Source organism: Pseudomonas sp. ZY71, assembly GCF_036542145.1.
Classification (GTDB): domain Bacteria; phylum Pseudomonadota; class Gammaproteobacteria; order Pseudomonadales; family Pseudomonadaceae; genus Aquipseudomonas; species Aquipseudomonas koreensis_A.
In genome coordinates, this window is the sequence record NZ_CP144274.1 from 1,715,690 (window position 1) to 1,741,578 (window position 25,889).

A 25,889-nucleotide genomic window follows, 5' to 3' on the forward strand; every position below is an offset into this window, starting at 1 on the left:
AGGAGTTTCAGCGAACATGACTGTCGCAAAAGCAGAAGTTGTCATCACTTATTGCAGCCAATGCCAGTGGCTGTTGCGCGCCGCGTGGCTGGCGCAGGAGCTGCTCAGTACCTTCGGCGATGACCTCGGCAAAGTCTCGTTGGTGCCAGGCACCGGCGGGGTATTTCACATCACCTGCGCCGGCGTGCAGATCTGGGAACGCAAGGCCGACGGCGGTTTTCCCGAGGCCAAGGTGTTGAAGCAGCGGGTTCGCGATCAGATCGATCCTGACCGCGATCTCGGTCACAACGACCGCACTCAGTGAGACGTGGCCTCGGCGGCGACGGTTTTCTTGTCGGCATGGCCGGACATCCGCGCTGACACAACGATGGCGACAATGATCAACGCACCGCCGATCAACATCTTCGGCGTCGGGTTTTCATTGAACAACAGCCAGGCGACGGTGATGCCGTAGACCGGCTCCAGCGCAAACACTACCGCCGCCGTACGCGCCTTGATCACCGCCAGACTGGCCACAAACAGGCTGTGCGCGACGCCGGTACAGAACACCCCGAGCAGCGCAATCCACAGCCAGTCGAGTGCGCGCACTTCGCTCAGTTGCGGTGCTGCAACTGGGAGTAGACACAGCGCCACCACGACGTTTTGGCACAGCGCCGCTTGCACCGCCGGAATCCGCCCGGAGCTGACGCGGTTGGTCAGTGACAACAGCGAGAACAGCAGTCCCGACAGCACCGACCAAAGCAAACCGATGGTCGCGCCGCTGCCCAGGTCGAAGGCCGGGGTCACCAGAATCAGGCCGATGCTGACCAGCACCACCAGCACAATTTCATTGGCACGGATGCGTTCGCGGAAAATCAGCCCTTCGAGAATCACCGTGAAGGCCGGGAAACTGGCGAAGCCCAATGTTGCAATGGCGACACCGGCGATCTTCACCGACAGGAAGAAACTCACCCAGTGCCCGGCCAGCAACACGCCGCTGAGGGCCAGGCGCCGCCAATCCACGGCCTGAAGTTTCTGCCAGCCGTGCTGACTGGCAAAACGGGCGAAAAATGCCAGGGCGAGCACGGCGAAAGCAGCGCGACCGAAGACGATCACAGCGGGGGACGCGGCAGCGAGTTTGCCGAACACACCGGTCAGGCCAAACATCAAAGCACCGATATGCAGAGCGCCGAGGGCGGTACGCGGAGTCATTGCAATCCTTCTATCGCAAACACAATCTCACTGGAGCTGCCGAAGGCTGCGATCTTTTGATCTTGCTTTCAAAAAACAACATCAAAAGATCGCAGCCTTCGGCAGCTCCTACATTTAAGCGTGTAGAGGTCAGCAAGTCTGTCGGCGGACTATCGTCTTTTGTCGCAGGAGTCGCGACGAAGCTGGCCGGGTGATGCGCCGAACTCGCGCAGCACGGCGGCCGAGAAGGCACTCTGCGAGCTGTAACCGACGCGACTGGCAATTTCACCCATCGGCAACAGCGTGTCGCGGAGCATTTGCACGGCCAGATGCAAGCGCCGGCTGCGGATGTAATCCATCGGCGTCTGCCCGCACTCGGCCATGAAGCGTGCATGCAGGCGCGCGCTTGAGAGCCCGGCAACCCGCGCCAGATCGGCAACCTGCAGCGGATAAGCGGCGTGTTGTTCGATGTGCGCATCCAGCGCGGCATAGGGCAGGCGTCGGGCCGCCAGCTCGGCCGGCCGCGCCTGATTGAGGCTGGCCAGGAGCAACACTGAACCTTGCTGGGCGATCAACGGATCGCTGACCGGGCTGTTCGCCAGCCAACTGACCAACTGACTCTGCCCGGAATCCAGCGACAGGCGCGCGGGCTGATCAAGCAAGCGGCGGCTGGCGTCGGCATGATCGCCCAACGAGTCGACCAGCCATTGCCCGTCAGGAATATCCATCACCAGACAGCGGCTGCCATCGGGACTGCCGCAAGCGTGATGCGCACCCGAAGGGATCACCACAAAACTCTGCTGACGAACCTGGCTGCCACAACCCTCGACCTCGAAATCCAACGCACCGGACAGCCCGAACACCAGTTGCGCGTGGTCGTGGCTGTGCACGATCAGATCGTGGGTGTACTGACGCAGGGTGAGGATCGGTCGCATGGCAGTGTCGTCTCCGAAGTGATCGCCAGTCTACACCGACCCACGCCGGATGCGTTGTCACACGACTGACTCACGCTTGTCATGGTCGATTAACCGGACAAGCGCAGAGTGGCGAAAACATCGCAGAGGGTTGCCCATGACCAGCGCCGAGCTCGCCAGACCCAGCCGCAAACAACGGGTGCGAACCCTGTGGATCTCCGACGTGCACCTGGGCACACGGGATTGCCAGGCCGAGCACCTGTCGCAATTTCTCAAGGGCTACCATGCCGACAAGATTTACCTGGTCGGCGACATCATCGACGGCTGGAAACTGCGCGGCGGCATGTACTGGCCGCAGGCGCATACCAATGTGATCCGCCGCTTGCTGACCATGAGCAAGCGCGGCACCGAAGTGATCTACGTCACCGGCAACCATGACGAATTCCTGCGGCGTTATTCGAAGCTGATTCTGGGCAATATCCAACTGGTCGACGAGGCGGTGCATGTCACCGCAGACGGGCGGCATCTGCTGGTGATTCACGGCGATCAGTTCGATGTCATCACCCGCTATCACCGCTGGCTGGCCTTCCTTGGCGACTCCGCCTACGAATTCACCCTGACCCTCAATCGCTGGCTCAACCACTGGCGTGCGCGCTATGGTTACGGCTATTGGTCGCTGTCGGCGTACCTGAAACACAAGGTGAAAACCGCGGTGAGTTTCATCAGCGACTTTGAAGAAGCCATCGCCCATGAATGCGTGAAGCGCGAGTTGCATGGCGTGGTCTGCGGGCACATTCACCATGCCGAGATCCGCAAGGTGGGCGAGGTGGATTACCTCAATTGCGGTGATTGGGTGGAGTCGTGCACGGCGCTGATCGAGCATTGGGACGGCACGATCGAGTTGTATCGGCTGGCGGATGCGCAGGCGCGCGAGGCGGAGCTCAAGGCTGCCAAAGTCGCTGAAATCGCATAATGCTCTGGTGATTGAGAGGGCCTCATCGCGAGCAGGCTCACTCCTACAGGGGTACGCATTTCAACTGTAGGAGTGAGCCTGCTCGCGATGAACCGCGCAGCGGTGCCCGAGGATGATTACGCTGGCGAGTGTTCCTCCATCGCCGCTTTGTAAATCGAGTTCTTCGGCTGCGCAAACAACCGTTCCATCATCGGCTCAAAGAAACTCAACGGCAATGTGTCATAGCCCGGATCAAACGCCGCCGCATCGTATTTGGCACAGAACTCGGCGGTCGCTTGATACTGCGGATGACCGGCGAACTGCTCGCGCAGATGCCGATCCATGCCCAGATGATGAAAGAAGTAGTAGCCCTGAAACACCCCGTGCTTCTCGACCATCCACAGATTCTCGGCACTGACGAACGGCTTGAGAATCGCCGCAGCAATGTCCGGATGGTTATACGAACCGAGCGTGTCACCAATGTCATGCAGCAACGCGCAAACCACATATTCCTCGTCGCGTCCGTCGCGAAAGGCGCGGGTCGCGGTTTGCAGCGAGTGGGTCAGGCGATCCACCGGGAAACCGCCGAAATCGCCTTCGAGCAATTTCAGGTGCGCCAGGATCCGTGAGGGCAACTGTTTGGCGTAGGCACTGAAGTCGGCGGCGATGATCGCCCAGTCTTCTTGGGTGCCGTCTTTCATATGCTTGAAACGGGCATTGGCATTCATTGGCTGACCCTCATTCAGAACGCCACGCGACCCAGGATCATGTCGCGGTACATGACGAAGTCGCCGAGCAGGCTGTACAGCGGATGCTGGAAAGTCGCCGGTCGGTTCTTTTCAAAGAAGAAATGTCCGACCCAAGCGAAGCTGTAACCGGCCAGCGGCACCGCGAATAACAGCAGCCAGGCGCCCTTGGCGATGGTCATCGCCAGAATGAAAATCACCAGCGTGGTGCCGATGAAATGCAGGCGCCGGCAGGTGCTGTTGCTGTGTTCGCGGAGGTAATACGGATAGAACTCAGCGAAGCTGTTGAAATGCTTGATGTTTTCCACGACCGCGTTCTCTGTGGTTATTGTTCTGGCGACGAGTTGTTCTGCGGGTAGCTTATTTGAGTCTAGAGTGATCATTGGCGTGGGCCAGTGACAATCGGCGCCACTTTAGTATCCTTCGCAAATCAGGCCGTAACATGCGGCCCCTCATGTAAAAGAAAAACGCCATGAGCGAACGAACGACTTCTGCAAGCTGGGCTATGGGGATTGTCAAAGCATTGGAGATGGACGGCCTGGATTGCCGGGTTCTGTTCAAGCAGCTGGGGCTTGATTACACGGCTCTGGATGATCCGGATGCGCGCTTCCCGCAAGATTCCATGACCCGTCTCTGGCAACGGGCGGTCGAACTGTCCGGCAACCCGGCGATTGGCCTGAACATGGGCAAGGTGGTGCGACCGGCGTCGTTTCATGTCGCCGGCTATGCACTGATGTCGAGCAATACGCTGGCCGAAGGCTTCCAGCGGCTGGTGCGTTATCAGCGCATCATCGCCGAGAGCGCCGACCTGAGTTTCCGCTTGCTCGATGAAGGTTATGCGCTGATTCTGACCGTGCACGGCGATCATCTGCCGCCGACCCGGCAAAGTGCCGAAGCCTCGTTGGCCTGTGCATTGGGCCTGTGTGGCTGGTTGAGCGGGCGCACGCTGCATCCGGTCAAAGTCTTGGTGCAGGGCGCTGAGCCGGATGATCTGGAACCCTATAAACAAGCTTTTCACGCACCGCTGATGTTCAACGCACCGTACGATGCGCTGATCTTCGAACGCGCCGACATGGAAGCGCCGCTGCCCACCGCCAACGAAGCCATGGCGCTGTTGCATGACCGCTTTGCCGGAGAATATCTGGCACGGTTTTCCGAAAGCCGCGTGACCCACAAGGCGCGACAGGTGCTGTGCCGGTTGCTGCCGCAAGGTGAGCCGAAGCGCGATACCGTGGCGCAGACCCTGCATTTGTCGCAGCGTACTTTGCAGCGCCGCTTGCAGGAGGAGGGCACGAGCTTTCAGCAGTTGCTCGATGACACCCGCCGCGAACTGGCCGAGCAGTATCTGGCGCAACCGAGCATGACCTTGCTGGAAATCGCTTACCTGTTGGGTTTTGCCGACCCGAGCAACTTCTTTCGCGCGTTCCGCCGCTGGTTCGACACCACGCCCGGTGACTACCGGACGCGGTTGTTGCAGGCGCCGGGTGCGGTCAGTGACGCCAAAAGGCCGGAATACACAGTACAAACACCGTAATGATCTCCAGTCGGCCGAGCAGCATGCCGAACGACAGGATCCACTTGGCCGCGTCCGGCAGGGTGGCGAAGTTACCCGCCGGGCCGATGGTTTCGCCCAGGCCCGGGCCGACGCCGGACACAGTGCTGGCGGCACCGGTCAGTGCGGTCATCCAGTCGACGCCGAGCAGCGACAGCAGCAGCGCAATCACGCAGATGGTAATGGCGAAGAAGAACGAAAACGTCAGAATCGAACGGACGATCTCTTCGTCGAGGCGGTGACCGTTGTACTTCTGTTTGATCACCGCGCGCGGGTGAATCAGCTGATTAAGGTTGGCCTTGAGCAGGATATAGGCGACCTGGAAACGGAAGATCTTGATCCCGCCCGCCGTCGAACCGGAACAGCCACCGACAAAACCCAGATAGAAAAACAGCATCAGCGAGAAGTTGCCCCACAGGCTGTAGTCGCCGAGGGCAAAACCGGTGGTGGTGACCACCGAGGTCACGTTCAGTGCCACGTGGCGCAGGGCGTCCAGCCAATGCAGGTTGGTCGTCCACCAGTACCAGGTGCCGAGCACCAGCCAGGTCACCAGCAACATGCCGAGCAAACCCTGCACCTGCTGATCCTTGATCAGCGCCTTGCGGTTGCCGCGCAACGTCGCCACGTACAGGGTGAACGGCAGGCTGCCGAGAATCATGATGACCACCGCAACCCAGTGCACCGCCGGTTGCGTCCACTTCGCCAGCGACTGATCGGAGGTCGAGAACCCGCCGGTGGAGATCGCCGACATCGCGTGGTTGATCGCATCGAACGGGCTCATCCCGGCCCACCAGAACGCCAGGCTGCCAAGAATGGTGATGCCGACATAAGCCGCGACGATCAGCCGCGCCACCATGTGCGAGCGCGGCATGACCTTTTCCGAACGGTCCGAGGATTCGGTCTGGAACAGGCGCATGCCACCGATGCGCAGCAGCGGCAGAATCGCTACCGCCATACCGATAAAGCCGATGCCGCCGATCCAGTGCAGCAACGAGCGCCACATCAGGATGCCCGGGGACATGTCGTCGAGATGATTGAGCACGGTCGAGCCGGTCGCGGTGATGCCGGACATGCTTTCGAAAAACGAGTCGGTGTAGCTGATGTGCTGGGTCAGCAGAAACGGCAGCGCGGCGAAAATGCACACCACCAGCCAACTGCTGACCGTCAGCAGGTACATGTCGCGCGGGCGCAGATGAATGTGTTCGGGCCTGCCGGGAATCACCAGCGCGAGGCCGGCGACGAAGGTGATCATGCTCGCCCAGAGGAACGACGGCAGGTCGCTGGTGCGTTCGAAAATCACCAGGGTGGCCATGGGCACGACCATGGCCACGGCCAGGGTGATCAGGAAGATGCCGATGATGAAACCAATGATCCGTAAGGTCGGCAACGCCATGAAGTCCGCTCGGGCTGATGTGAGAAGGGCGCCATTCTACCCGTGGGGCAGGGCATGTAAACCGGCATCCTGTTGGCAGATACCGCTAGAATAGCCGCACATATTTTTCAGGAGGTGGCCGATGCAGGCTCTTGACGCGTTGCTCAACCGTGTTTCCGTTCCACGTCTGGTCGAACCGGCCCCCACTGCCGAGCAGCGCGAAGCTCTGTTTGGCGCCGCATTGCGCGCGCCGGATCACGGGCATTTGCAGCCGTATCGTTTTCTGACCGTCGAAGGCACCGCGCGCGAGCAGATGGGCGAGTTGCTGGCCGAAGCGGCGCAAATGCAGGAAGGCGAAGTCACCGAAGCGATGATCGACAAGGCGCGCAACGGCCCGCTGCGTGCACCGCTGGTGGTTGTGGTGATCGCTAAATTGCAGGAGCACGTTAAATATCCGAAAGCCGAGCAGTTGCTGGCGGCGGGGTGTGCGGCGCACGGGATTTTGTTGGCGGCGTATGCGCAGGGGATTGGTGCGGTTTGGCGTACGGGGGATTTGGCTTATTCCGAGCATGTGGCCAAAGGTTTGGGGTTGGCGGAGGGTGAAGAGGTGATTGCGTTCCTTTACCTCGGCACGCCGCAGAAAGAACCGCGTGTGGCGGAGAAGGTTGATCTGGCTGAGTTCGTCAGCGCTTGGCCCGGTAAGGCGTAAAGCGAAGAGCCCCTCACCCTAGCCCTCTCCCAGAGGGAGAGGGGACTGATTGGGGGATGCTGTAGAGGAACGCCGACCTGAAAGTGCTCAGCTGAATCCAGAGTGGATAACGGCTCCAGTGCATTTCGAGCTCGGAGTCGATAACGGTTCCGATGCATTTCGAGCTCGGAGTCGATAACGGTTCCGATGCATTTCGAGCTCGGAGTCGATAACGGTTCCGATGCATTTCGAGCTCGGAGTCGATAACGGTTCCGATGCATTTCGAACTCGGAGTCGATAACGGTTCCGATGCATTTCGAGCTCGGAGTCGATAACGGTTCCGATGCATTTCGAACCCAGAGTCGGCGACGATTCACGTGCCTTCCGGGCGCATAATCAACTCGGTTCTTCAGGTCGATGTATGACGCAAGACACCGCGGTCGGCCCCCTCTCCCTCCGGGAGAGGGCTGGGGTGAGGGTAGCTTTTAGGCTCTTAGAGTTGCACCACCGCTCCAGGTACAAGCGGCAATTCCAGACTCGCAACAAACCCGCCCTGCGGATGATTGGCCAGCGTCAAACTCCCGCCATGCCGTTCCGCCGCCCGCCGTGCAATCGCCAGCCCCAAACCATGCCCTGCCGCCGTCTGCCCCGGTGCCCGGTAAAACGGCTCGCCCAACTGACTCAAATGTTCAGCCTGCACCCCCGGCCCATGGTCGCGCACGCTGACGATGATTTTTTCACCCTGACGTGAAGCCTGCATTTCAATCGACTGACCTTCCGGGTTGAAGCGCTGGGCATTGCGCAACAGGTTATCGACGGCGCGCTCGATCATGGTCGGCCAACCCTTCATATTCAGCTGCGGTTCGGCATCAAGTCGGACAATCTGCTCGGGCGATCCAAGCTTCGCATCCTTCTGCAACGTGCCGAGCAACGCATTCAAATCCACGTCTTCAGCGCTGGCGTTGTCGGCATCGACGCGCGCCAGCACCAGAATTTCGCTGATCAACGCTTCCAGCCGATCGCACTCGCGGGTCAGGCGTGGCCAGAGTTTCTCGCGCTCCTCGGGGTTGGCCCGTTCCGCCAGCGCCAGCGCAATGCGCAACCGCGCCAGTGGTGAACGCAACTCGTGGGAGACATCACGCAGCAACTGCCGCTGGCTGCCAATCAGGCTTTGCAAGCGCGCGCCCATGCGATTGAAGTCATTGGCCAGTACGCCGAACTCATCGCGACGGTTGGCCAGTTTCGCCAGGCTGTTTTGCTGATAGGTAGTCTGCCCGAGGTCATGCACCGCGCCGCGCAAACGGCTGAGCGGGCGGGTGATGGAGAAGGTCACCAGCAGGCTGAACAAGGTCAGCACCACCAACGCGATGCCCAGTGCACTCAGCGGCCAGAGCAGGCTTTCGCGGTGCCAGGCGTCGAGTTCCGGGTGCGGGATGCGGTAGATGAACAGGTAGGTGTCACCGGTTTTTTCACTGGTGAATTCGTCGGTCAGACGTCGCCATGGCAGGCGTCGGTCATCGTTGTTCTGCCGCGCTTCGAAGGCGGCGGCGCGACGCGGGAAGGTGCCGCGCACCACCGGGTCGCCGGATTCGTTGAGCACCTGAACATCGATGTGATATTGGCGTTTGCGCTGTTCGAGGATGTCCTGGGCGGCTTCTTCGCCCTGCGCTTCATAGGTTTGTGTCCATTCGCCGGCGAGGCTGTTGAGGCCCGGATGGCGGCTGAGGATCCACGCGTCCTGGTTAAGCATGTGCCCGAGCAGAATGGACAACCCGGCCACCAGCGCGATGGCCAGCCAGAAGCTCGCAAGAATACGCCAGAACAATGAACGCACAGAAAATCCTCAGAACAAACGCAAATCCCTGTAGGAGTGAGCCTGCTCGCGATAGCGGTGAGTCAGACAAGTATTCGTTGACTGACACACCGCTATCGCGAGCAGGCTCACTCCTACATTGGATCGGTGGAAAAAGACCCGGCGGTGTTTAGCCGTCGGGTCCGGGGGCAGAACATTATTGCGCCTTTTGCGCCTGTTGCGCTTTCCACGCCTTGAACTCGGCCCATTCGGCGCGACGCTCGGCCTGTTTCTTCTGGATCTCGTCGAATTTCTTCTGTTGATCCGGTTTCAACACGGCGCGCACGTCGGTTTCGGCTTTCTTGTGGTTGGCCGCCATCTCGTCTTTCATGGCTTTCTGGTCAGCCGGCGAGAGTTTTTCCAGATACTTGTCGACCACTTGCTTACGCTCGTGCATCTGCTCGCCCATGATCTTGCGGATCTGCTCGCGCTGTTCGCGGGACAGGTCGAGTTGGCTGTACGGGCCTTTGCCGTGCATGCCGTGCATCTGACCGCCGTGGCGTGGGCCGTCGAGCGGACCACCCATCGGGCCGCCGTCTTGCGGCATGGCCATGGCGACGGTTGGCAGAGCGGCAGCGAACATCAGAGCGATAAGAGTCTTGCGCATGGTGTATCTCCTTGTCTCGTTCCCGGTACGTTCCGGATGAGTACAGATTACGGAGATCAAGGTCAGCGGCGGTCAGCACTGCGTAAAGCTTCGGTAAAGACACTCGAGTGCTGACCTGACAAACACACCTTGTAGGAGTGAGCCTGCTCGCGATAGCGGTGTATCTGGCAAGAACATCTCGACTGACACACTGCTATCGCGAGCAGGCTCACTCCTACAGGTGGGAGGTTCAGAGGCTATAGAAGTAACCGCGGCTACGCAGGGCAACGATGCGTGGACGGCCGTCCGGGTGCGGGCCGATCTTTTTGCGCAGATTGCTGACGTGCATGTCGAGGCTGCGGTCGTACAGGGTCAGCTTGCGACCGAGGGCGAGCTGCGCCAGTTCCTGTTTGTCCAGCGGCTCGCCCGGCTGTTTGAGCAGCGCTTCGAGCAGGCGGCTTTCGGAAACGGTGAGGGTCAGTTCTTTCTCGTCGATGCTGACCACGCCGCGCACCGGGCTGAAACTGAGGTCGCCCAGTTCGAGTTGCGTCGAGACTGCCGCCGGATGGCTGCGACGCAATACGGCGCGCAGGCGCGCAGTCAGTTCCCGTGGGTCGCACGGTTTGGCCAGGTAATCGTCGGCACCCAGTTCCAGGCCGAGGATGCGATCCAGCGGCTCGCCACGGGCCGAGAGCATCAGCACCGGCAGGTCGGCGTGGTCGTTGCGCAATTGCTTGAGCAGTTCCAGACCACTGCCATCGGGCAGCATCACGTCCAGCACCACCGCCGCCGGGGCGGTTTCGGCCAGCGCTTTACGCGCGCTCTGGCCATCGTGGCAGGCGCGCACATGGAAGCCTTCCTGGCTCAGCCAACTACTCAGGAGTTCGCACAACTCCTGGTCATCATCAATCAGTAACAGCTCGCTCATGACTCACTCAATTTAGCCATTGCCGACGTTTTCGGCTTGCTCCACTGGCAAAGATACCGCAGAGCAGCGCCAATAGCGCTACTCCGGCGCCCGTGACGAACCACTGCTGCTGATCAGTCAACAGACGCGGCAGCGGGCTGGCCTGGGCTTCCTTGAGTTGCAGCTTGAGACGCTGGTTCTCCTGGCGCAACCGGGCAAGCTGGGCGCTTTCGCGGGTATTGTCGGCATTTTGCAGTTGTTTGCTCAGTTCTTCCCGTTGCTGCTCGCTGGCCTTGAGGCGCTGCTGCAACTCGGTGATCTGGCTGCCGGCGCTTAACGACAATGGCGTGGAGCTGCCGCCTTCGGTGGTTTCCTCACCATGGGCGGGCGCCATGATCGACAACGTGACCAACATCAGACACAACGGACCCTTGCGCATCGCGACACCTGTTTCCAAATGGATATTGGGCAGGTTGTCGGCAGGCAAACGAGAATAATGAGCGATTGAGAACGCGATGAACCGAGAAGGTTCATCGCGTGGGGATAGCGTTACGGCAGGACTTGCTTGAACGGCTTGACGATCACATTGGCGTAGACGCCAGCGGCAATGTACGGATCGGCATCGGCCCATGCTTGCGCAGCACTCAGCGAATCGAATTCGGCAACGATCAGGCTGCCGGTGAAACCCGCTGCGCCCGGATCATTGCTGTCGACGGCCGGGTGCGGGCCGGCCAATACGATGCGGCCTTCGCCCTTGAGCGCTTGCAGGCGTTCCAGATGCGCAGGGCGCGCGGCCTGGCGTGCTTCCAGCGAGTTGGCGACGTCGGTGGCAATGATTGCGTAGAGCATGTCAGTCCTCGGTTTTTGGTGTTGTTGTGGTATCGGCATCGTGCAGGTGGCGCGACAGGTAAATGCCCTGTGCGACCAGGAATACCAGGGTCATGCCCAGGCTGCCGAACACCTTGAAATCCACCCAGTAACTCTGGAAGGTAAAGGCGACGAACAGGTTGGCAGCGCCGCAGAACAGGAAAAAGGCGATCCAGGCGATGTTCAGGCGGGTCCAGACCGGATCCGGCAGGGTCAGCGCGTGGCCCATGATGCGTTTGATCAGCAGACGGTCACCGATGAAGTGACTGCCGATGAAGGCCACGGCGAACAGCCAGTTGACCACCGGCGCTTTCCACTTCAGGAAGGTCTCGCTGTGGAAGGCCAGTGTCAGGCTGCCGAACACCAGGCAGGCGATCAGGGTCAGCCATTGGCTCTTTTCCAGCTTGCGCTGTTTGATGAACAACGCGCCGTACACCACCAGGGAACTGATGATCAGCATCGCCGTGGCGCTGTAAATACCGCCTACAGTCACTTCATGGCCAGCGATGTCGACGACCCGTGGATCAAGTTTGTAAACGATGAAGAACAGCAGAAGCGGGATGAAATCGATGAATTGTTTCACAGTGAGAGCCAGAAGCTGGATGTGGCGGCATAATAACAAACATATGGGCGCGCGATAGCGCCAGCTGATTTGAGGTTACAACTCCCCGTGAATGTTGATTTGCACTGCCATAGCACGGCCTCCGATGGCGCCCTGGCGCCTGCGGTTCTGGTTGCGCGTGCGTTCGAGAACGGCGTGCGAGTCCTGGCGTTGACCGACCACGACACCCTCGAAGGCCTCGCCGAAGCGCGCGCGGCCGCGACCGAGTTGGGCATGCAACTGGTCAACGGCGTCGAATTGTCCTGTACCTGGGGCGGCGCGACCATTCATGTGTTGGGCTACGGCTTCGACGTCAATGCGGCACCGTTGGTCGAGGCGATTGCCAAATTGCACGATGGTCGCTGGCTGCGGTCGGAAGAAATAAGCCGCAAGCTCGCCCTTAAAGGCATGCCCGGTGCCCTCGACGGCGCGCGGAAAATCCAGCAGGAACTGGGCGACAGCGGCAATGCGCCGGCCCGTCCGCATTTCGCCGACTGGATGGTGCGTGAAGGGTTTGTAAAGGATCGCGCCGAGGCATTCCGCAAATGGCTTGGCGCCGGCAAGCTGGGTGACGTCAAGTTGCACTGGCCGACGCTGGAAGACACCGTCGGCACGCTGCGCGCCGCCAATGCCTGGGTCAGCCTGGCGCATCCGTGGCACTACGATTTCACCCGCAGCAAGCGCCGAAAGCTGATTGCCGACTATATTCAAGCAGGCGGGCATGCAATCGAGGTGGTCAATGGCCATCAGCCTGCGGAACAGGTCGGCAGCCTGGCAATCCTTGCCCGTGAGTTCGGTCTGCTGGTCAGCGCCGGCAGTGACTTCCATGGCCCTGGCGGCTGGTCCGAGATCGGCCAGTACCGGCCGGTTCCCGAGGACCTTCCACCCCTGTGGTGTCGGTTCAAACATGACACAGATATTGCCGCCGTCTGAACAGGTAGAGAATGTGAGTCAATTTTTCCAGATACATCCGGAAAACCCGCAAGCGCGCCTGATAAAACAGGCGGTCGAGATCATCCGCAAGGGCGGGGTGGTGATTTATCCCACGGACTCCTCCTACGCGATCGGTTGCCAAATCGGCGATAAAACCGCGATCGAGCGCGTGCGTCGCCTGCGTCAGCTCGATGAAAAGCACAACTTCGCGCTGATCTGCAGCGACCTGTCGCAACTGGGCAACTACGCCAAGATCGACACCGGCACCTTCCGCATTCTCAAAGCGCATCTGCCGGGGCCGTACACCTTCATTCTCAACGCCACCCGCGAAGTGCCGCGTCTGCTGCTGCATCCGAAGAAGCGCACCATCGGCCTGCGTGTGCCGAGCCATCCGATCGCGCTGGCGCTGCTGGCCGAACTCGGCGAGCCGCTGATGAGCGTGACCCTGATCATGCCTGGCGATGAAGATCCGCTGAGCGATCCGTACGAAATGCGCCAGTTGCTCGAGCACCAAGTGGACTTGATCGTCGACGGCGGTTTCGGCGGCATCAAGGCCTCCACCGTGATCGACTTGACCGGCGACGACCCGGAGGTGGTCCGCGTCGGTTGCGGCGATCCGACGCCGTTCATGGTCGAGGCCTGAATGTCCGCAGTGGAAACCGTTGTCGACCCCCAGGCCGGCGCTCAGCAAGAGCTGCCGTTTGCCATGGTCTATGGCCAGGCGGTCATGGAAATGCCGCTGGATCTGTACATCCCGCCGGATGCGCTGGAAGTCTTTCTTGAAGCCTTTGAAGGCCCGCTCGACCTGCTCCTGTACCTGATTCGCAAACAGAACATCAACATCCTCGACATCCCGGTGGCGGAAATCACCCGTCAGTACATGGGCTATGTCGAGTTGATGCAGTCGGTGCGCTTGGAACTCGCCGCCGAGTATCTGGTGATGGCCGCGATGCTCGCCGAGATCAAGTCGCGCATGCTCCTGCCACGCGCCGAAACCGTCGAAGACGAAGAAGACGATCCGCGCGCCGAACTGATCCGCCGCTTGCAGGAATACGAGCGCTTCAAGGCTGCCGCTGAAGGCATCGACGGCTTGAGCCGGGTTGGCCGCGACGTGATCGTGCCCAAGCTCGACGCCCCGGAAGCCCGGGCGCGCAAGCTGTTGCCGGATGTCGCGCTGGAAGAGATTTTGATGTGCATGGCCGAAGTGCTGCGCCGTGGCGATATGTTTGAAAGCCACCAGGTCAGCCGTGAGGCGCTGTCCACCCGCGAGCGCATGAGCGATGTGCTGGAACGGCTCAAGGGCGGGGGTTTCGTGCCGTTTGTCGAGCTGTTCACCGCCGAAGAGGGCAGGTTGGGTGTGGTGGTGACCTTTATGGCGATCCTTGAACTGGTCAAGGAATCCTTGGTCGAGCTGGTGCAGAATGAGCCGTTCGCTGCGATCCACGTGCGAGCCCGAGCCGAATAACGAGTCGAAACATGAACCTGACTGAACCCCGCGAGCTGGCCCCCCTGCTTGAAGCCTTTCTGTTGGCCTCGGGAAAGCCGCAATCCCTTGAGCGCCTGTTTGAACTGTTTGAAGAGGGCGAGCGGCCCGAGCCTGCGGTCTTCAAGAAAGCCCTGACCCTGCTGGGCAAATCCTGCGAGGGCCGCGCGTTCGAGCTCAAGGAAGTCTCGTCGGGCTATCGCTTGCAGATCCGCGAGAAGTTTTCGCCATGGGTCGGCCGACTCTGGGAAGAACGCCCGCAGCGTTACTCCCGTGCTTTGCTGGAAACCATCGCGCTGATCGCCTATCGCCAGCCGATCACCCGTGGCGAGATCGAAGACGTGCGTGGCGTGGCGGTGAACAGCAACATCGTCAAAACCTTGCTGGAGCGTGAGTGGATCCGCGTCGTCGGTTACCGCGATGTACCGGGCAAGCCGGCGATGTTTGCCACCACCAAGATGTTTCTCGATCACTTCAATCTGAAGAACCTCGAAGACCTGCCGCCGCTGGCCGAACTGCGCGAAATGGAAACCGACCCGGTGCTCGATTTCGACGACGCGCCGGTGCCGCAAGGCTTACAGGAACTGGCCGATGCCAGCGCCGAGCCGGAGGAGGAGAAGGAAGAGACCAGTTTCCATACGCTGCTACTGGAACTGGACAGCATGGAAGAGGGGATCAAGACCGACTTCGACGATTTACTGCGGGATGCGGCGGACGGTGAAGCGCCGACGGTTGATGCAGAAACCGAGACTGAGACTGAGCCACAGATCGCCGAGCCAACCATCGAAGTTGAACTTGAAGCTGAGCCAGAAGCCGAACCGGAAGAGGACATTCTTGGCGTCGCCGAAGCCCGCGAAAAGCTGTTGGCCGCCGTCGCCGCCCTCGAACAACCGGCGCCAGCGCCCGAGCCGGAGCTGAGCGAAGAAGAAGCCGAAGCCCGCGCGCTGGCCGAAGCCATCGAAGCCGAACGCCGCGAATTCGAAGACTGACCCGCCCTCAAAACCACCGCGATCCCCTGTAGGAGTGAGCCTGCTCGCGATAGCGGTGTATCTGCCAAGAAGATGTTGACTGACACACCGCTATCGCGAGCAGGCTCACTCCTACAGGGATTTGTGTGTTTCTGGAGACTGCGATGAGTTCCACCAAAGACCCGTGCATCAGCCTCTGCAAATTCAGCGACGACATCTGCCTCGGCTGCGGCCGCAGCAAGCGCGAAATCAAAGCCTGGAAGAAACTCGACAAGGACGACAAGCGCACCGTGCTGGCCGAAGCCGCGCTGCGCCTGATCAAACTCGGCAACGCCGGTCGGCGGAAAAACAAATAACTGTCGATCGATCAGCTAGTCTCTGATGCGCGACGGCGCACATCCGCGTATGATTCGCGACCCTTCGCCGATCCCTTCGGCTGAGTACCCAGATTTCAATGCTTCAGGCGCCGCCTGAACAGACCACACCGGGAGGTGCCCAGATGAGCGACATCATTCAGAAAGACGACCAGGAAATCGGCCCAGCAGGCGAAAAGCTGCAGAAAGTCCTCGCCCGTATCGGCGTCGGCTCGCGCCGTGACGTGGAATCCTGGATCAGCCAGGGCCGGATCAAGGTCAATGGCAAAGACGCCACCCTCGGTCTGCGCGTCGACATGCACGACGCCATCACCATTGATGGCAAGGTGATCAAGCGCGAAGAGGCGGCCGAATCGGTACGCCGCGTGATCATGTACAACAAGCCCGATGGCGAGATTTGCACCCGTGACGACCCGGAAGGCCGTCCGACCGTGTTCGACAAGCTGCCGCGTCCGAAAGAAGGCCGCTGGATCAACATCGGTCGTCTCGACATCAACACCACCGGTCTGCTGATGTTCACCACCGACGGTGAGCTGGCCAACCGCCTGATGCACCCGTCCTACGAGATGGACCGTGAGTACGCCGTGCGCGTACGCGGTGAAGTCGACGACGAAATGATCGAGCGTCTGAAGGCCGGCGTGGTGCTGGAAGACGGCCCGGCCAAGTTCACCGACATCAAGCAGGCACCAGGTGGCGAAGGCTTCAACCACTGGTATCACTGCGTGGTGATGGAAGGCCGTAACCGTGAGGTTCGTCGTCTGTGGGAATCGCAAGGTCTGGTGGTCAGCCGTCTGAAGCGCGTGCGTTTCGGTCCGGTGTTCCTCAACTCCGACCTGCCGATGGGTCGCTGGCGCGAAATGAGCCAGTACGAAGTCGACATCCTCAGTGCTGAAGTCGGCCTGACGCCGGTTGCCATGCCGCAGCTGAACGCCAAGAGCAAAGACAAGCTTGAGCGTATGCAGCGTAAATCGTCGCGTCCGATGGGCAAGACCGAGCGCGTACGTACGCTGCGTCCAGCCGCTGGCGCGCCGACCGGCCCACGCCCAAGCCGTGAGCCGCAGATCGAAGGCGAGCGTCCAGGTCGCAAGCCGGTTGCCCGTGATGGCGAGCGCGCTCCGCGTCCAGCCAACGGTCGTACTGAACGTGGCGAGCGTGGCGCGCCTGCCGGTCGTGGTACGCCAGTGGCGGATCGTCCAGCGGACACCACCAACAAGCGCCCGGCCAAGCCTGCGCCGAAGCGTCCGGGGATCAAACTGGCCGACGACAAGCCATCGGGCAAGCGTCGCGGCGCGCCGGCCGGTTCCGGCCAGCGTCCGGGTTTTGGTCGCAAGAAACCGGAATAAGGCAGCTGTGAGCTTCTAGCGGCAAGCTTCAAGCCAAAGCAGAAACGCCAACCTCAGGGTTGGCGTTTTTTTTCGTCTGGCGAAAGAGTTGTGGTGGTTGAGAGATTGCTATCGCGAGCAGGCTCACTCCTACATTTGAAATGCGTTCCCCTGTAGGAGTGAGCCTGCTCGCGATGACGTCGGTGGCATCAACACAAAGCTTAAAGTCAGAACACAAACCGTCCATCAAACACCGGCTTGTCATCCAGCGCCAACACCCCGCCAGAAAAGATCAGATCCAGATGATGACTACCCTTGGCGCCACCACCCAACCCAAGGTGTAACCCACAATGCCGCTCCTCAAACCCGGCATTGCGCGCATACAGATCCTTCACACCTTCATTGGTACCAATCCCCAACTCCTCAATCCGCCGGTTCGACGGATTCGCATCCAGGTACTTGTTGAAATCATGCTCCAGCCCCGGCACCTCGGTGGCGATGCGGCTGATGGTCGAGTTCTCGATCCACAGTTCCAGCGGTGATTCCAGCACGCCATATTTGCGCGCAAACGGGATGGTGCTGAGGAACGTGCCCTTGAATTTCACATGGCCGTTGATGGCTTCGCTGTGCGTGGCGATCTCACCGGGCGCCAAGTCAAAGTTGCCCACGCCGTTGATGTCGGTCCACTTCTTGATGCTGCTCAGCGGTGTTTCAAACCATGAGCCGTCATCGTCCTTGAAACTCAGCGTGGTCGCTTGGGACATGCGCTGAATCAGGTGACTGTTGAGCCCGGCAATCCGCTGCGGGGTGACGCTGAAGGTGTCGTAGAAATAATCGCCGTAATCCTTGAACAGCAGCGACTTCTTCCAGTTTTCTGCCATCACGCCTTGCAGCGCGCGGACGAATTCCGGGCCGTCGGGGCGTGGGTTGGGCAGGGTGGAAGAGTCGTAGAAGAAAATGTACAGATCGCTGTCGGTAATCGCCGAGGTCAGCGTTGCGGTGCTTTCCAGGTCCAGACGTCGGGCGCTGAACTGGAAACGAGGATGATCGCCAGCCTGTTCGGCGATGGCGCCGGTCAGCGCTTCATAATCAGCCGTGTGGCCGAGCAGTACCTTCGCCGAGTCGAGGCCGGCAAGGGCAGGGTGGTGTTCGAGGTAGTAAAGGAAATGCGAGATCGCGCGGGGCTTATCCATGAGTCCTCCCTGACTGACCGTGAAGAAAGCGGCAGGCACGACCGGCCGGATCGTGCCTGCCCGGGATGTCTTACAGAGGCCACATCGCCGTGCCGAACGGAACTACCGCGTCGGCTTGCATCATTTCTACTGCTGCCTCGTGGGTCGGTGCTTCAAACCATTCGTCCAGTTGCAGTTCGGTATCCAAGTCTTTTTCCAGTGCTTGCATGGTCGATCTCCTAGATGACTTTCACGGTTGTGACTGGCCGGTCGAGGTGGCCGGCAAGACGTGAAGAACCTAGTTCACGGATTTTTGTAATGCAAAAAATTATTCATTTAATTTTTAAATAGACTTTTTATTCTGTTTTTTCACTGGGTTTTTCTTATTTGAAAACAAAAAACTAAGTCGTGTTTTTCATTAGCAAGCTAGCGACCGTCAATTTGCAGACGTCTGACAGATATTTCTGAAATGGAAACTCTGCGTTACGCATCGTAAAGAAATATTTACGAAAAACCCGATAAAACCGACTGAAACCAACCCGTCATGCCCGCTGTAAGGAAAAGCTGCCGAAGCCTGCTCCGCCGCGGGCCGGGCAGGGCTCTGGCACGCTTGTTTCAGCGCCGTTTGCAGGGTGAGATGCGCCCCATGCCTGTCGTGCAGGTGCATAACAAGAAGGAGGCGCAATGAACGCCGTGACTGATCTCCACCTCTCTCCGTGGGACGGTTTTTTCCTCGTCCACGCCGATGGCCTGCAAAGGCCTGACTCAATTTTTGCAGCCGCTCGAGTGTCTCGAGGCGGACACACGCAATCCCGGCAACCGACACGCTGATCCAGCGGGGTCTGGCAGCAGGGGGTTAGCGGTGTACAATGCGCCGCGTTTTAACTGTGACCCTCTGCGTAATCGCGCAAATCTCAAGGCTATCCGCCTTGTTCACTCCGTGGCGCCACAAGCGTTTCGGGTTCGATTTCGTCACAGATAAAAACAAACAGGTGACGCATGACCGTTGTAAACAAGCTGAACTCCTGGTGCCTGCGCTGGGGTTTGATCGGGGCTGCCTGAAATCGCAACCTTGCAGCAACGTCTACTGAACACCATCAAACCTTGCGTGAGACCTTTTTCATGAGTGGACAACCCTCGCAATCAGGCAAGCTGAAACGCGGCCTGAAAAATCGCCACATTCAACTGATCGCCCTCGGTGGCGCGATCGGTACCGGATTGTTCCTCGGCTCGGCCGGGGTACTGAAATCCGCCGGCCCGTCGATGATTCTCGGCTACGCCATCTGCGGCTTCATCGCCTTCATGATCATGCGCCAGCTCGGCGAGATGATCGTCGAAGAGCCGGTGGCCGGTTCCTTCAGCCATTTCGCGCACAAGTACTGGGGCGGCTTTGCCGGCTTCCTGTCGGGCTGGAACTGCTGGATTCTGTACATTCTGGTGGGCATGTCGGAGCTGACTGCGGTCGGCAAATACATCCACTACTGGGCCCCGGACATCCCGACCTGGGTCTCTGCGGCAGTCTTCTTCGTGCTGATCAACGCGATCAACTTGGCCAACGTCAAAGTCTTCGGTGAAGCCGAGTTCTGGTTCGCGATCATCAAGGTCGTGGCGATCGTCGGCATGATTGCGCTCGGCAGCTACCTGCTGGTCAGCGGCAACGGCGGCCCGCAAGCGTCGGTCACTAACCTGTGGTCGCACGGCGGGTTCTTCCCGAACGGGGTGAGCGGTCTGGTGATGGCCATGGCGATCATCATGTTCTCCTTCGGCGGTCTGGAAATGCTCGGTTTCACCGCCGCTGAAGCCGACAAGCCGAAAACCGTGATCCCGAAAGCGATCAACCAGGTGATCTACCGGATCCTGATTTTCTACATCGGTGCACTGGTGATCCTGCTGTCGCTGACGCCGTGGGACAGCCTGCTGGAAACCCTCAACGCGTCCGGCGATTCGTACAGCGGCAGCCCGTTCGTGCAAGTGTTCTCGATGCTCGGCAGCAACACCGCCGCGCACATCCTCAACTTTGTGGTCCTGACCGCAGCGTTGTCGGTGTATAACAGCGGCACCTACTGCAACAGCCGTATGCTGCTGGGCATGGCCGAGCAGGGTGATGCGCCGAAAGGTCTGGCGAAGATCGACAAGCGCGGCGTGCCGGTGCGGTCGATCCTGGCTTCGGCTGCAGTGACACTGGTTGCGGTGCTGCTCAACTACCTGATCCCGCAACACGCGCTGGAACTGCTGATGTCGCTGGTGGTTGCAACGCTGGTGATCAACTGGGCGATGATCAGCTTCTCGCACTTCAAGTTCCGTCAGCACATGAACAAGACCCGGCAGACGCCGCTGTTCAAGGCGCTGTGGTACCCGTACGGCAACTACATCTGCCTGGCGTTTGTTGCGTTCATCCTTGGTGTGATGCTGCTGATCCCGGGCATTCAGATCTCGGTGTACGCGATTCCGCTGTGGGTGGTGTTCATGTGGGTTTGCTACGTGATCAAGAACAAGCGCGGTGCGCAGCAGGCCGTGCACGCGGCAGGTGCTGCCAAGTAAGCGCTGACGCAGAAACACAAAACCCGGCCTGAGCGCCGGGTTTTTTTATGGCTGCAAATGTTGGAACGCTATTGATAGTCGGCGAAAGGATAGTCCCTGCACAGGGTTTCGACCTCTGAGCGAAACTGCGCGAGTAGCAGCGGTTCCAGGGTGTAGTCCTGTTCGCCGAGCGGCGCTACGGTATTCAGAATCCGCACGATCAAATCGACGATCTGGCGGCTGCCGTGGACATCGACCCGGCGTTGCGCCAGAGCAGCCGTGCCGATTCGCAGCCCGCTGGTGACAAGTGCCGAACGGGGATCGTCGGGTACGCGATATTTGCTGACGATGATCCCGCAGTGCCCCAGCGCCGCCTCCGCGATGGCGCCGGTAATGCCGCCACGCAAGCGAACCAGCACCGTGTGGTTTTCACTGCAGCCGCCAACCACCTCATAATCCTTGGCCTGAAACGCTTTGGCCATTTCATCCGCCGTGCTGCGGATCTGCGCCATGCAGGCATCGAATTCTGCGGACATTGCATAACCCAGCGCGGCAGCCTTCGCAGCGATCATGTTGGCAGCAGGTGCGCCTTGCATTCGCGGGTAAACGGCTTGATCAAGCAGGCGACTGAAGGTGGTCCGCAAACCGGGAATCTTGGTGTTCGCATCAGCACCGCTGAGAATCACGCCACCGCGAGGCCCGGCGAGTTGCTTGTGCGTGCAGGTGACTGTGACATGGGCGGCGTCGATCGGACTTGGATGGCGCCCGGTGGCGACCAGCCCGCCGATATGCGAAATGTCGGCGAGCAGGATGGCCCCGGCTTCATCGGCAATTTCGCGAAACCGCTTGAAGTCCACTTCGCGCGAATAGGCGCTGGCGCCGCAGAGGATGACGCGTGGGCGATGGGCGAGTGCGAGCAGGCGTACCTTGTCGTAATCGATCAGGCCGTCTGCTGTCGTGCCGTACTGGATCGCCTTGTAGTAGGCGCCGGAAAACGCGGCGAGGCTGCCATGCGTCAGATGACCGCCGTGTTCCACCGCCATGCCCAGCAAGGTGTCGCCGGGCTCAAGCAAGGCCGTGAGCACTTGGTAAACGGCGTTCGACGCTGAGTGTGGCTGCACGTTGGCGTATTGCGCGCCGAACAGTTGCCGCGCCCGGCGGATGGCCAGCGATTCGACCAACTCGACGTTCTCGCACCCTGCGCTGTGGCGTTTGCCGGACATGCCTTCTGCGGTCACGTTGACCAGCACGGAGGCGGAGGCCGCCAAGGTTCGCGGCTGGACTGCGCAGGAGGAGGAGACCAGTGAAAGCGTGTGCTGTTGACGCGTGACTTCAACGTCGAGAATCGCCGCCAGTTCGGCGTCTTCTGCGCGAAGATCCGCCAGGCCGCGTCGCAGCAAGTCAGCCTGGTTCTTGAGCGGTTCAGTAATGACTGCCATTGCTTTATTCCTTCCCTGGTTTTGCGTGATTTGCGCATGTCCTTGCTTGCCAGATCTGTACAGGCGAATCCGTGTTTTGACCGCTGTGCGTGCAAAACTAAACCCTGTACAGGCCTCCCGGTTTTTCGTTCTTTCACTCTTGAGAATGCGACGCCGGATTGACGCATCATAGATTTTTCAGTGAGGAACGCCACAGAATTAATCAAAAAAATGAACATTCTTCAAAGAAAATGATTCTTTTTGTGGTCACGTCGGGTGTAAAACGAGCACTGCCCGGGGCCGATTTTCAGGCCAGGGGTGGAAGTCGACAGGAACTGACGAGTCATTAGCGAGGCTGAAATAGCCCCGCATGTTGGCGGAAGCCGCCTGTGAAAGCTGACTTTTTATACCGAACCCAGGGAGGGAGAATGCTATGATCCTGCGCGGCACTGACAGGGATATAACTGCAATTTCCTACCTCACTTGTGTATGTCCGGAATGATCATTCGGGACGTGACATTGATTGCAGTTAAAAATGGATGATAAGCATGTGATGCACAGAAGAGAAAGATCGGAGAATCTGAAGAACAACATCAAATACCTGATAAAGAGTCGCGGGGAGACGCAGCTGTCCTTGTGCAACTCCAGTGGTTTGACCCGAACGACCATCTACAACATCCTTGAAGGCAAGGTGGTCAATGTCCAGCAGTCCACTGTGCGCAAGATTTCTGATTTCTTCGGCGTGTCTTACGAAGAAATCGAGACGATAGATTTTGAAGAAAAGGAAATCATCGAAAGCAGTATTTCGCCACAGGGGAACATGAATCCGGCGGCGGTGCCTGTTATCAAGGAAAGTATGCTGCTGCAAAGTCTGGATAAAAGAATTGGTGAGTTGGCCACGATTCATCCACTGACTTACTATTTTGGCGCGTCCTTTAACCTGATCGGCGTGTTGCTGGAAAACGAAATCAGCGGCATGAATGAACCCGGCGATCTATTGATCGTGCAGAAAGGAGCATCGACCAGCGACAGGGAAAAGCTGGTGTATGACAAAATCACAGCGAAGTTATCTATAAGCCATGAAGGCAGCTTTGATACGGATCGTGTATGCGTGATCGGAGATGTAATCGAGGAACGATTTAATGGACTGCAGTGTTGAATTGGAAAACAGCAAGTACAAGTTGCTGGGATTCGAAAATGGAAAAAGCCTGGCCGTCATCATGGTCATCGCGACAGGCAAAATAATTAAAATAAAGCTAAGTGAAGTGTTGAATAGTGAGATTATGGATAATCTGAATAAAATCGAAGTGAAAAACCTCTATAAGAAGTTTTACTCCCAGGGCGGCGCACTCACCGCTTACGAAATAAATGACCGTCATGAGAGTTCCTGGATGATCTACATCATCCTGAACCTGATGCTGTTCACGCTTTATATTTTTACCAGTATTGCAGCGACAAAACCGATCTACCTCGAGTATTTCGATATTGTCGTAACGCCGGGCACCTTCCTCTATCCGCTGACATTCCTGATCGTCGACTTGCTTAACGAAACGTTTGGCCTGCGGCTCGCGCGAAAAGCGATTCTGTTCGCGTTCATCAGCAACGCCGCGATTATCATTCTGCTGGCCATTACGACCCATCTTCCGGGACTGCCGGGTTGGAAACTCGATGGCGCTTACAATGATGTTATCAGTCAGTTGTCAGCAGTTCTGGTAGCGTCTTCTATATCGTTTCTGGTTTCCGAGAACATAAACTCGTACCTGTTGTGCAAGATTAAAGAGCTGACCAATTCCAGATTTCTGTTCTTGCGAGTGTTTTTAAGCACATTGTTTGCCGTGATCATCGACAGTTTTCTGTTCTGCTATATCGCGTTTTACGGAACGATGGAAAATAGCGCGATACTGGGCATGATCTACGTTCAGATCGCAATCAAGGTAGGTTTTGCCTTCTTTAATATCTTGCCAGCCTACGGTGCAAGATCATTGTTCAAGAAATACCTGACGGGTGCGCAGACGCAATAAAGAGGGGAGGGCGCTCACTCGGCATGCTTGAGTGAGCGCTTGTTGTTGCAGTATTAATTTAAGCCAAGTTTCTCTTTCAAGCGTTGAGTTACCTGCACTTTATTGTTCAGGAACTCATTCAAGCCTTTGGCACGAAGATTACAGGCATCGCAATCGGAACATCCAGTGCCTTTGATGCCGTTGTAGCAAGTCAGTGTTTCTTCGCGAACCAGATCCAGTTGATGGTGGTAATCAGCCAAGGCCCAGGTTTCTGCCTTGTTCAGCCACATCAATGGTGTATCCAGTTGCAGCTTGTAATCCATGCCTAACTCAAGGGCTTTATTCAAGGCCTTGACGAACTCATCCCGGCAATCGGGATAGCCCGAGAAGTCGGTTTCACAAACACCGGTAATGACCGTTTTGGCCTGGACTTGATAGGCATAGATAGAAGCCAGGGTCAGAAACAGAATGTTCCGCCCCGGAACAAAGGTGCTTGGCAGGCTCTCGCCGGAACTGTTAACGGTCGGGACCGGAATGTTATCGCGAGTCAGGCTGCTGATGGCCAGCTCATTGAGCAAGGACACATCCAGCGTTTTATGCACGGTCACACCGAGCTTTTTCGACAGCTGCTGCGCCACTTCAATTTCCGCATGATGACGCTGACCATAGTCAAACGTGATGCAGTGGACTTCATCGTAGTGGGTCAGGGCGTGGATCAAGCACGTGGTGGAGTCCTGCCCGCCGCTGAATACGATAACTGCTTTGTTGGTCATGGTTATGCTTCCTGCATTGAGGTCTTTAGGGCAAAGGGGGGAGATGATACTCGAAATGGAGATGGAGTTCGGTGCAGAGTCCAGAGGCGCTCGTGAGTCCGTGAGCGGCTATCTTAAGATGGAGTGAGGCTTCAATCCCTGAATAATAGGCATGTTAAATTGGAACCGTTTTTAGATCGGTGCAAAAAGCAGAGGGATCTAAACAACTGGCACGGCGCCCGGTGTGGCCAGCGCCACTTGCTGACCGCACTTGTGCCCAAACACTAGCTTTTCCATCGCCTCGACAAAAGTTCTGCCCTGCAGCCAGAACCCGTCATGAATGAAACTCAAGGCGTAGCAGCGACCTTTTTCGTCCATCAACAGTGCAGCGTGGCCATGATGAATTTCGGCGATGTTCACCAAGGTGCTGCCCAAGCGTTGCTGCCAGGCCAAGAAGTCTTCATCTCCATACAGGTGCTTAAAGGCGCGAAACGCTACATCGCTGGTAGCGCAGTCTTCGCCTGGGCCGCAGGTGCCGACGGTCAGGCCGGCCAGTTGTTCGAGCAGAGCAGCGGCCGGATGCTCGCGCGGGACGAAATCCGGCAATGGCTCGATATGGGTGACAGGCCAACCGGCAGCCAGGAAGAGTGGGTGGAGAGTCTCGGGAAGTTCGATCAGCGGGTGCATTGGGAGCGTCCAGGCTTAGGCAGCGTTTCTGCATTAACGGTCGCCCCGATGAA

29 protein-coding genes are annotated in these 25,889 nt (G+C 58.7%); 13 read left to right on the forward strand and 16 right to left on the reverse strand.

Annotated elements, in window-relative coordinates:
- Positions 1 to 16 precede the first annotated feature (16 nt).
- Entirely contained in the window at positions 17 to 304 is a 288-nt protein-coding gene (locus VY732_RS07570; protein WP_116028916.1) for a SelT/SelW/SelH family protein, read from the forward strand.
- Here VY732_RS07570 and VY732_RS07575 read toward each other — a convergent pair.
- Entirely contained in the window at positions 298 to 1,191 is an 894-nt protein-coding gene (locus VY732_RS07575) for a DMT family transporter (protein ID WP_123594733.1), read from the reverse strand. The genes VY732_RS07570 and VY732_RS07575 overlap by 7 nt on opposite strands.
- Positions 1,192 to 1,340: 149 nt before the next feature.
- Positions 1,341 to 2,105 (reverse strand): AraC family transcriptional regulator, encoded by a 765-nt coding sequence (locus VY732_RS07580; RefSeq protein WP_331695121.1) that lies wholly within the window; start codon positions 2,103 to 2,105, stop codon positions 1,341 to 1,343.
- Positions 2,106 to 2,241: 136 nt separating this feature from the next.
- On the opposite strand from VY732_RS07580, the gene VY732_RS07585 reads away from it, so the two are divergent.
- Entirely contained in the window at positions 2,242 to 3,057 is an 816-nt protein-coding gene (locus VY732_RS07585) for a UDP-2,3-diacylglucosamine diphosphatase (RefSeq protein ID WP_025110572.1), read from the forward strand.
- 116 nt (positions 3,058 to 3,173) lie between these two features.
- On the opposite strand, the gene VY732_RS07590 is transcribed toward VY732_RS07585, so the two are convergent.
- Both VY732_RS07590 and VY732_RS07595 read right to left on the reverse strand, forming a co-directional pair.
- A complete protein-coding gene (locus VY732_RS07590; RefSeq protein WP_116028918.1) occupies positions 3,174 to 3,764 on the reverse strand; it encodes an HD domain-containing protein in 591 nt (196 codons plus the stop codon).
- A gap of 14 nt (positions 3,765 to 3,778) precedes the next feature.
- Positions 3,779 to 4,090: a DUF962 domain-containing protein gene (locus VY732_RS07595; protein ID WP_331695122.1), complete on the reverse strand. Its 312-nt coding sequence runs from the start codon at positions 4,088 to 4,090 to the stop codon at positions 3,779 to 3,781.
- Positions 4,091 to 4,254: 164 nt separating this feature from the next.
- Between VY732_RS07595 and VY732_RS07600 the strand changes: the two genes are divergently transcribed.
- Positions 4,255 to 5,316, forward strand: coding sequence for an AraC family transcriptional regulator (locus VY732_RS07600; RefSeq protein WP_331695123.1), 1,062 nt, complete (start codon positions 4,255 to 4,257; stop codon positions 5,314 to 5,316).
- Here the strand turns inward: VY732_RS07600 and VY732_RS07605 are convergent.
- Positions 5,273 to 6,727, reverse strand: a complete 1,455-nt coding sequence (locus tag VY732_RS07605; RefSeq protein ID WP_016984216.1) for a TrkH family potassium uptake protein — start codon at positions 6,725 to 6,727, stop codon at positions 5,273 to 5,275. The genes VY732_RS07600 and VY732_RS07605 overlap by 44 nt on opposite strands.
- 121 nt (positions 6,728 to 6,848) lie before the next feature.
- Between VY732_RS07605 and VY732_RS07610 the strand changes: the two genes are divergently transcribed.
- A complete protein-coding gene (locus VY732_RS07610; protein ID WP_331695124.1) occupies positions 6,849 to 7,415 on the forward strand; it encodes a nitroreductase family protein in 567 nt (188 codons plus the stop codon).
- Positions 7,416 to 7,887: 472 nt separating this feature from the next.
- On the opposite strand, the gene VY732_RS07615 is transcribed toward VY732_RS07610, so the two are convergent.
- The 6 genes from VY732_RS07615 to VY732_RS07640 form a co-directional block, all read right to left on the reverse strand.
- Positions 7,888 to 9,228, reverse strand: coding sequence for a sensor histidine kinase (locus tag VY732_RS07615; RefSeq protein ID WP_331695125.1), 1,341 nt, complete (start codon positions 9,226 to 9,228; stop codon positions 7,888 to 7,890).
- A gap of 175 nt (positions 9,229 to 9,403) precedes the next feature.
- Positions 9,404 to 9,853, reverse strand: coding sequence for a Spy/CpxP family protein refolding chaperone (locus VY732_RS07620; RefSeq protein WP_016987938.1), 450 nt, complete (start codon positions 9,851 to 9,853; stop codon positions 9,404 to 9,406).
- Between the two features lie 229 nt (positions 9,854 to 10,082).
- Entirely contained in the window at positions 10,083 to 10,760 is a 678-nt protein-coding gene (locus tag VY732_RS07625) for a response regulator transcription factor (RefSeq protein WP_016987937.1), read from the reverse strand.
- 7 nt (positions 10,761 to 10,767) lie between these two features.
- Positions 10,768 to 11,178: a translation initiation factor 2 gene (locus tag VY732_RS07630; RefSeq protein WP_038363742.1), complete on the reverse strand. Its 411-nt coding sequence runs from the start codon at positions 11,176 to 11,178 to the stop codon at positions 10,768 to 10,770.
- 110 nt (positions 11,179 to 11,288) lie between these two features.
- Positions 11,289 to 11,588, reverse strand: a complete 300-nt coding sequence (locus tag VY732_RS07635) for a YciI family protein (RefSeq protein WP_123594728.1) — start codon at positions 11,586 to 11,588, stop codon at positions 11,289 to 11,291.
- A gap of 1 nt (position 11,589) precedes the next feature.
- On the reverse strand, positions 11,590 to 12,189 hold the full coding sequence (locus VY732_RS07640; RefSeq protein ID WP_007919675.1) for a septation protein A: 600 nt from the start codon (positions 12,187 to 12,189) through the stop codon (positions 11,590 to 11,592).
- Between the two features lie 87 nt (positions 12,190 to 12,276).
- Here VY732_RS07640 and VY732_RS07645 point away from each other — a divergent pair, with 87 nt between their 5' ends.
- The 6 genes from VY732_RS07645 (at position 12,277) to rluB (ending at position 17,308) form a co-directional block, all read left to right on the forward strand.
- The gene (locus VY732_RS07645) at positions 12,277 to 13,140 is read left to right on the forward strand and encodes a PHP domain-containing protein (protein WP_116028922.1); all 864 of its coding nucleotides are present in this window, start codon (positions 12,277 to 12,279) and stop codon (positions 13,138 to 13,140) included.
- A 13-nt stretch (positions 13,141 to 13,153) separates the two neighbouring features.
- A complete protein-coding gene (locus tag VY732_RS07650) occupies positions 13,154 to 13,783 on the forward strand; it encodes an L-threonylcarbamoyladenylate synthase (protein WP_034153313.1) in 630 nt (209 codons plus the stop codon).
- Positions 13,784 to 13,906: 123 nt separating this feature from the next.
- Entirely contained in the window at positions 13,907 to 14,605 is a 699-nt protein-coding gene (locus VY732_RS07655; protein ID WP_172828192.1) for a segregation and condensation protein A, read from the forward strand.
- 11 nt (positions 14,606 to 14,616) lie between these two features.
- Entirely contained in the window at positions 14,617 to 15,612 is a 996-nt protein-coding gene (gene scpB / locus VY732_RS07660) for an SMC-Scp complex subunit ScpB (protein WP_331695126.1), read from the forward strand.
- 143 nt (positions 15,613 to 15,755) lie between these two features.
- Entirely contained in the window at positions 15,756 to 15,947 is a 192-nt protein-coding gene (locus tag VY732_RS07665) for a DUF1289 domain-containing protein (RefSeq protein ID WP_095122762.1), read from the forward strand.
- 143 nt (positions 15,948 to 16,090) lie between these two features.
- Entirely contained in the window at positions 16,091 to 17,308 is a 1,218-nt protein-coding gene (rluB, locus tag VY732_RS07670) for a 23S rRNA pseudouridine(2605) synthase RluB (RefSeq protein WP_077571613.1), read from the forward strand.
- Between the two features lie 206 nt (positions 17,309 to 17,514).
- On the opposite strand, the gene VY732_RS07675 is transcribed toward rluB, so the two are convergent.
- Positions 17,515 to 18,480: a leucyl aminopeptidase gene (locus tag VY732_RS07675; protein ID WP_331695127.1), complete on the reverse strand. Its 966-nt coding sequence runs from the start codon at positions 18,478 to 18,480 to the stop codon at positions 17,515 to 17,517.
- Positions 18,481 to 18,550: 70 nt separating this feature from the next.
- Positions 18,551 to 18,688: a hypothetical protein gene (locus VY732_RS07680; protein ID WP_003222780.1), complete on the reverse strand. Its 138-nt coding sequence runs from the start codon at positions 18,686 to 18,688 to the stop codon at positions 18,551 to 18,553.
- Between the two features lie 893 nt (positions 18,689 to 19,581).
- Here VY732_RS07680 and VY732_RS07685 point away from each other — a divergent pair.
- A complete protein-coding gene (locus VY732_RS07685; protein WP_331695128.1) occupies positions 19,582 to 21,000 on the forward strand; it encodes an amino acid permease in 1,419 nt (472 codons plus the stop codon).
- 68 nt (positions 21,001 to 21,068) lie between these two features.
- On the opposite strand, the gene glyA is transcribed toward VY732_RS07685, so the two are convergent.
- Positions 21,069 to 22,418, reverse strand: a complete 1,350-nt coding sequence (gene glyA, locus VY732_RS07690) for a serine hydroxymethyltransferase (protein ID WP_331695129.1) — start codon at positions 22,416 to 22,418, stop codon at positions 21,069 to 21,071.
- Positions 22,419 to 22,950: 532 nt separating this feature from the next.
- On the opposite strand from glyA, the gene VY732_RS07695 reads away from it, so the two are divergent.
- On the forward strand, positions 22,951 to 23,556 hold the full coding sequence (locus VY732_RS07695; RefSeq protein WP_077571669.1) for a helix-turn-helix transcriptional regulator: 606 nt from the start codon (positions 22,951 to 22,953) through the stop codon (positions 23,554 to 23,556).
- The gene (locus tag VY732_RS07700; RefSeq protein WP_007919658.1) at positions 23,540 to 24,418 is read left to right on the forward strand and encodes a queuosine precursor transporter; all 879 of its coding nucleotides are present in this window, start codon (positions 23,540 to 23,542) and stop codon (positions 24,416 to 24,418) included. Before VY732_RS07695 ends, VY732_RS07700 begins: the two co-directional genes overlap by 17 nt.
- A gap of 53 nt (positions 24,419 to 24,471) precedes the next feature.
- On the opposite strand, the gene queC is transcribed toward VY732_RS07700, so the two are convergent.
- Together queC and VY732_RS07710 are read right to left on the reverse strand one after the other, a co-directional pair.
- Complete coding sequence (gene queC / locus VY732_RS07705; RefSeq protein ID WP_077571617.1) at positions 24,472 to 25,170, reverse strand: 7-cyano-7-deazaguanine synthase QueC; 699 nt, start codon at positions 25,168 to 25,170, stop codon at positions 24,472 to 24,474.
- A 198-nt stretch (positions 25,171 to 25,368) separates the two neighbouring features.
- A complete protein-coding gene (locus VY732_RS07710; protein WP_331695130.1) occupies positions 25,369 to 25,836 on the reverse strand; it encodes an SUKH-3 domain-containing protein in 468 nt (155 codons plus the stop codon).
- Positions 25,837 to 25,889: the final 53 nt, after the last annotated feature.

Coding starts and splice junctions, on each gene's coding strand:
- VY732_RS07600 (WP_331695123.1), top strand. CDS start 4,255: ATGAGCGAACGAACGACTTCTGCAAGCTGGGCTATGGGGATTGTCAAA.
- VY732_RS07610 (WP_331695124.1), top strand. CDS start 6,849: ATGCAGGCTCTTGACGCGTTGCTCAACCGTGTTTCCGTTCCACGTCTG.
- VY732_RS07635 (WP_123594728.1), bottom strand. CDS start 11,588: ATGCTCTACGCAATCATTGCCACCGACGTCGCCAACTCGCTGGAAGCA.
- VY732_RS07700 (WP_007919658.1), top strand. CDS start 23,540: ATGGACTGCAGTGTTGAATTGGAAAACAGCAAGTACAAGTTGCTGGGA.
- VY732_RS07625 (WP_016987937.1), bottom strand. CDS start 10,760: ATGAGCGAGCTGTTACTGATTGATGATGACCAGGAGTTGTGCGAACTC.
- VY732_RS07680 (WP_003222780.1), bottom strand. CDS start 18,688: ATGCAAGCACTGGAAAAAGACTTGGATACCGAACTGCAACTGGACGAA.
- VY732_RS07665 (WP_095122762.1), top strand. CDS start 15,756: ATGAGTTCCACCAAAGACCCGTGCATCAGCCTCTGCAAATTCAGCGAC.
- queC (WP_077571617.1), bottom strand. CDS start 25,170: ATGACCAACAAAGCAGTTATCGTATTCAGCGGCGGGCAGGACTCCACC.
- VY732_RS07605 (WP_016984216.1), bottom strand. CDS start 6,727: ATGGCGTTGCCGACCTTACGGATCATTGGTTTCATCATCGGCATCTTC.
- VY732_RS07620 (WP_016987938.1), bottom strand. CDS start 9,853: ATGCGCAAGACTCTTATCGCTCTGATGTTCGCTGCCGCTCTGCCAACC.
- VY732_RS07575 (WP_123594733.1), bottom strand. CDS start 1,191: ATGACTCCGCGTACCGCCCTCGGCGCTCTGCATATCGGTGCTTTGATG.
- VY732_RS07695 (WP_077571669.1), top strand. CDS start 22,951: ATGCACAGAAGAGAAAGATCGGAGAATCTGAAGAACAACATCAAATAC.
- VY732_RS07685 (WP_331695128.1), top strand. CDS start 19,582: ATGAGTGGACAACCCTCGCAATCAGGCAAGCTGAAACGCGGCCTGAAA.
- scpB (WP_331695126.1), top strand. CDS start 14,617: ATGAACCTGACTGAACCCCGCGAGCTGGCCCCCCTGCTTGAAGCCTTT.
- VY732_RS07585 (WP_025110572.1), top strand. CDS start 2,242: ATGACCAGCGCCGAGCTCGCCAGACCCAGCCGCAAACAACGGGTGCGA.
- VY732_RS07710 (WP_331695130.1), bottom strand. CDS start 25,836: ATGCACCCGCTGATCGAACTTCCCGAGACTCTCCACCCACTCTTCCTG.
- VY732_RS07590 (WP_116028918.1), bottom strand. CDS start 3,764: ATGAATGCCAATGCCCGTTTCAAGCATATGAAAGACGGCACCCAAGAA.
- VY732_RS07570 (WP_116028916.1), top strand. CDS start 17: ATGACTGTCGCAAAAGCAGAAGTTGTCATCACTTATTGCAGCCAATGC.
- VY732_RS07580 (WP_331695121.1), bottom strand. CDS start 2,105: ATGCGACCGATCCTCACCCTGCGTCAGTACACCCACGATCTGATCGTG.
- glyA (WP_331695129.1), bottom strand. CDS start 22,418: ATGGCAGTCATTACTGAACCGCTCAAGAACCAGGCTGACTTGCTGCGA.
- rluB (WP_077571613.1), top strand. CDS start 16,091: ATGAGCGACATCATTCAGAAAGACGACCAGGAAATCGGCCCAGCAGGC.
- VY732_RS07675 (WP_331695127.1), bottom strand. CDS start 18,480: ATGGATAAGCCCCGCGCGATCTCGCATTTCCTTTACTACCTCGAACAC.
- VY732_RS07630 (WP_038363742.1), bottom strand. CDS start 11,178: ATGCGCAAGGGTCCGTTGTGTCTGATGTTGGTCACGTTGTCGATCATG.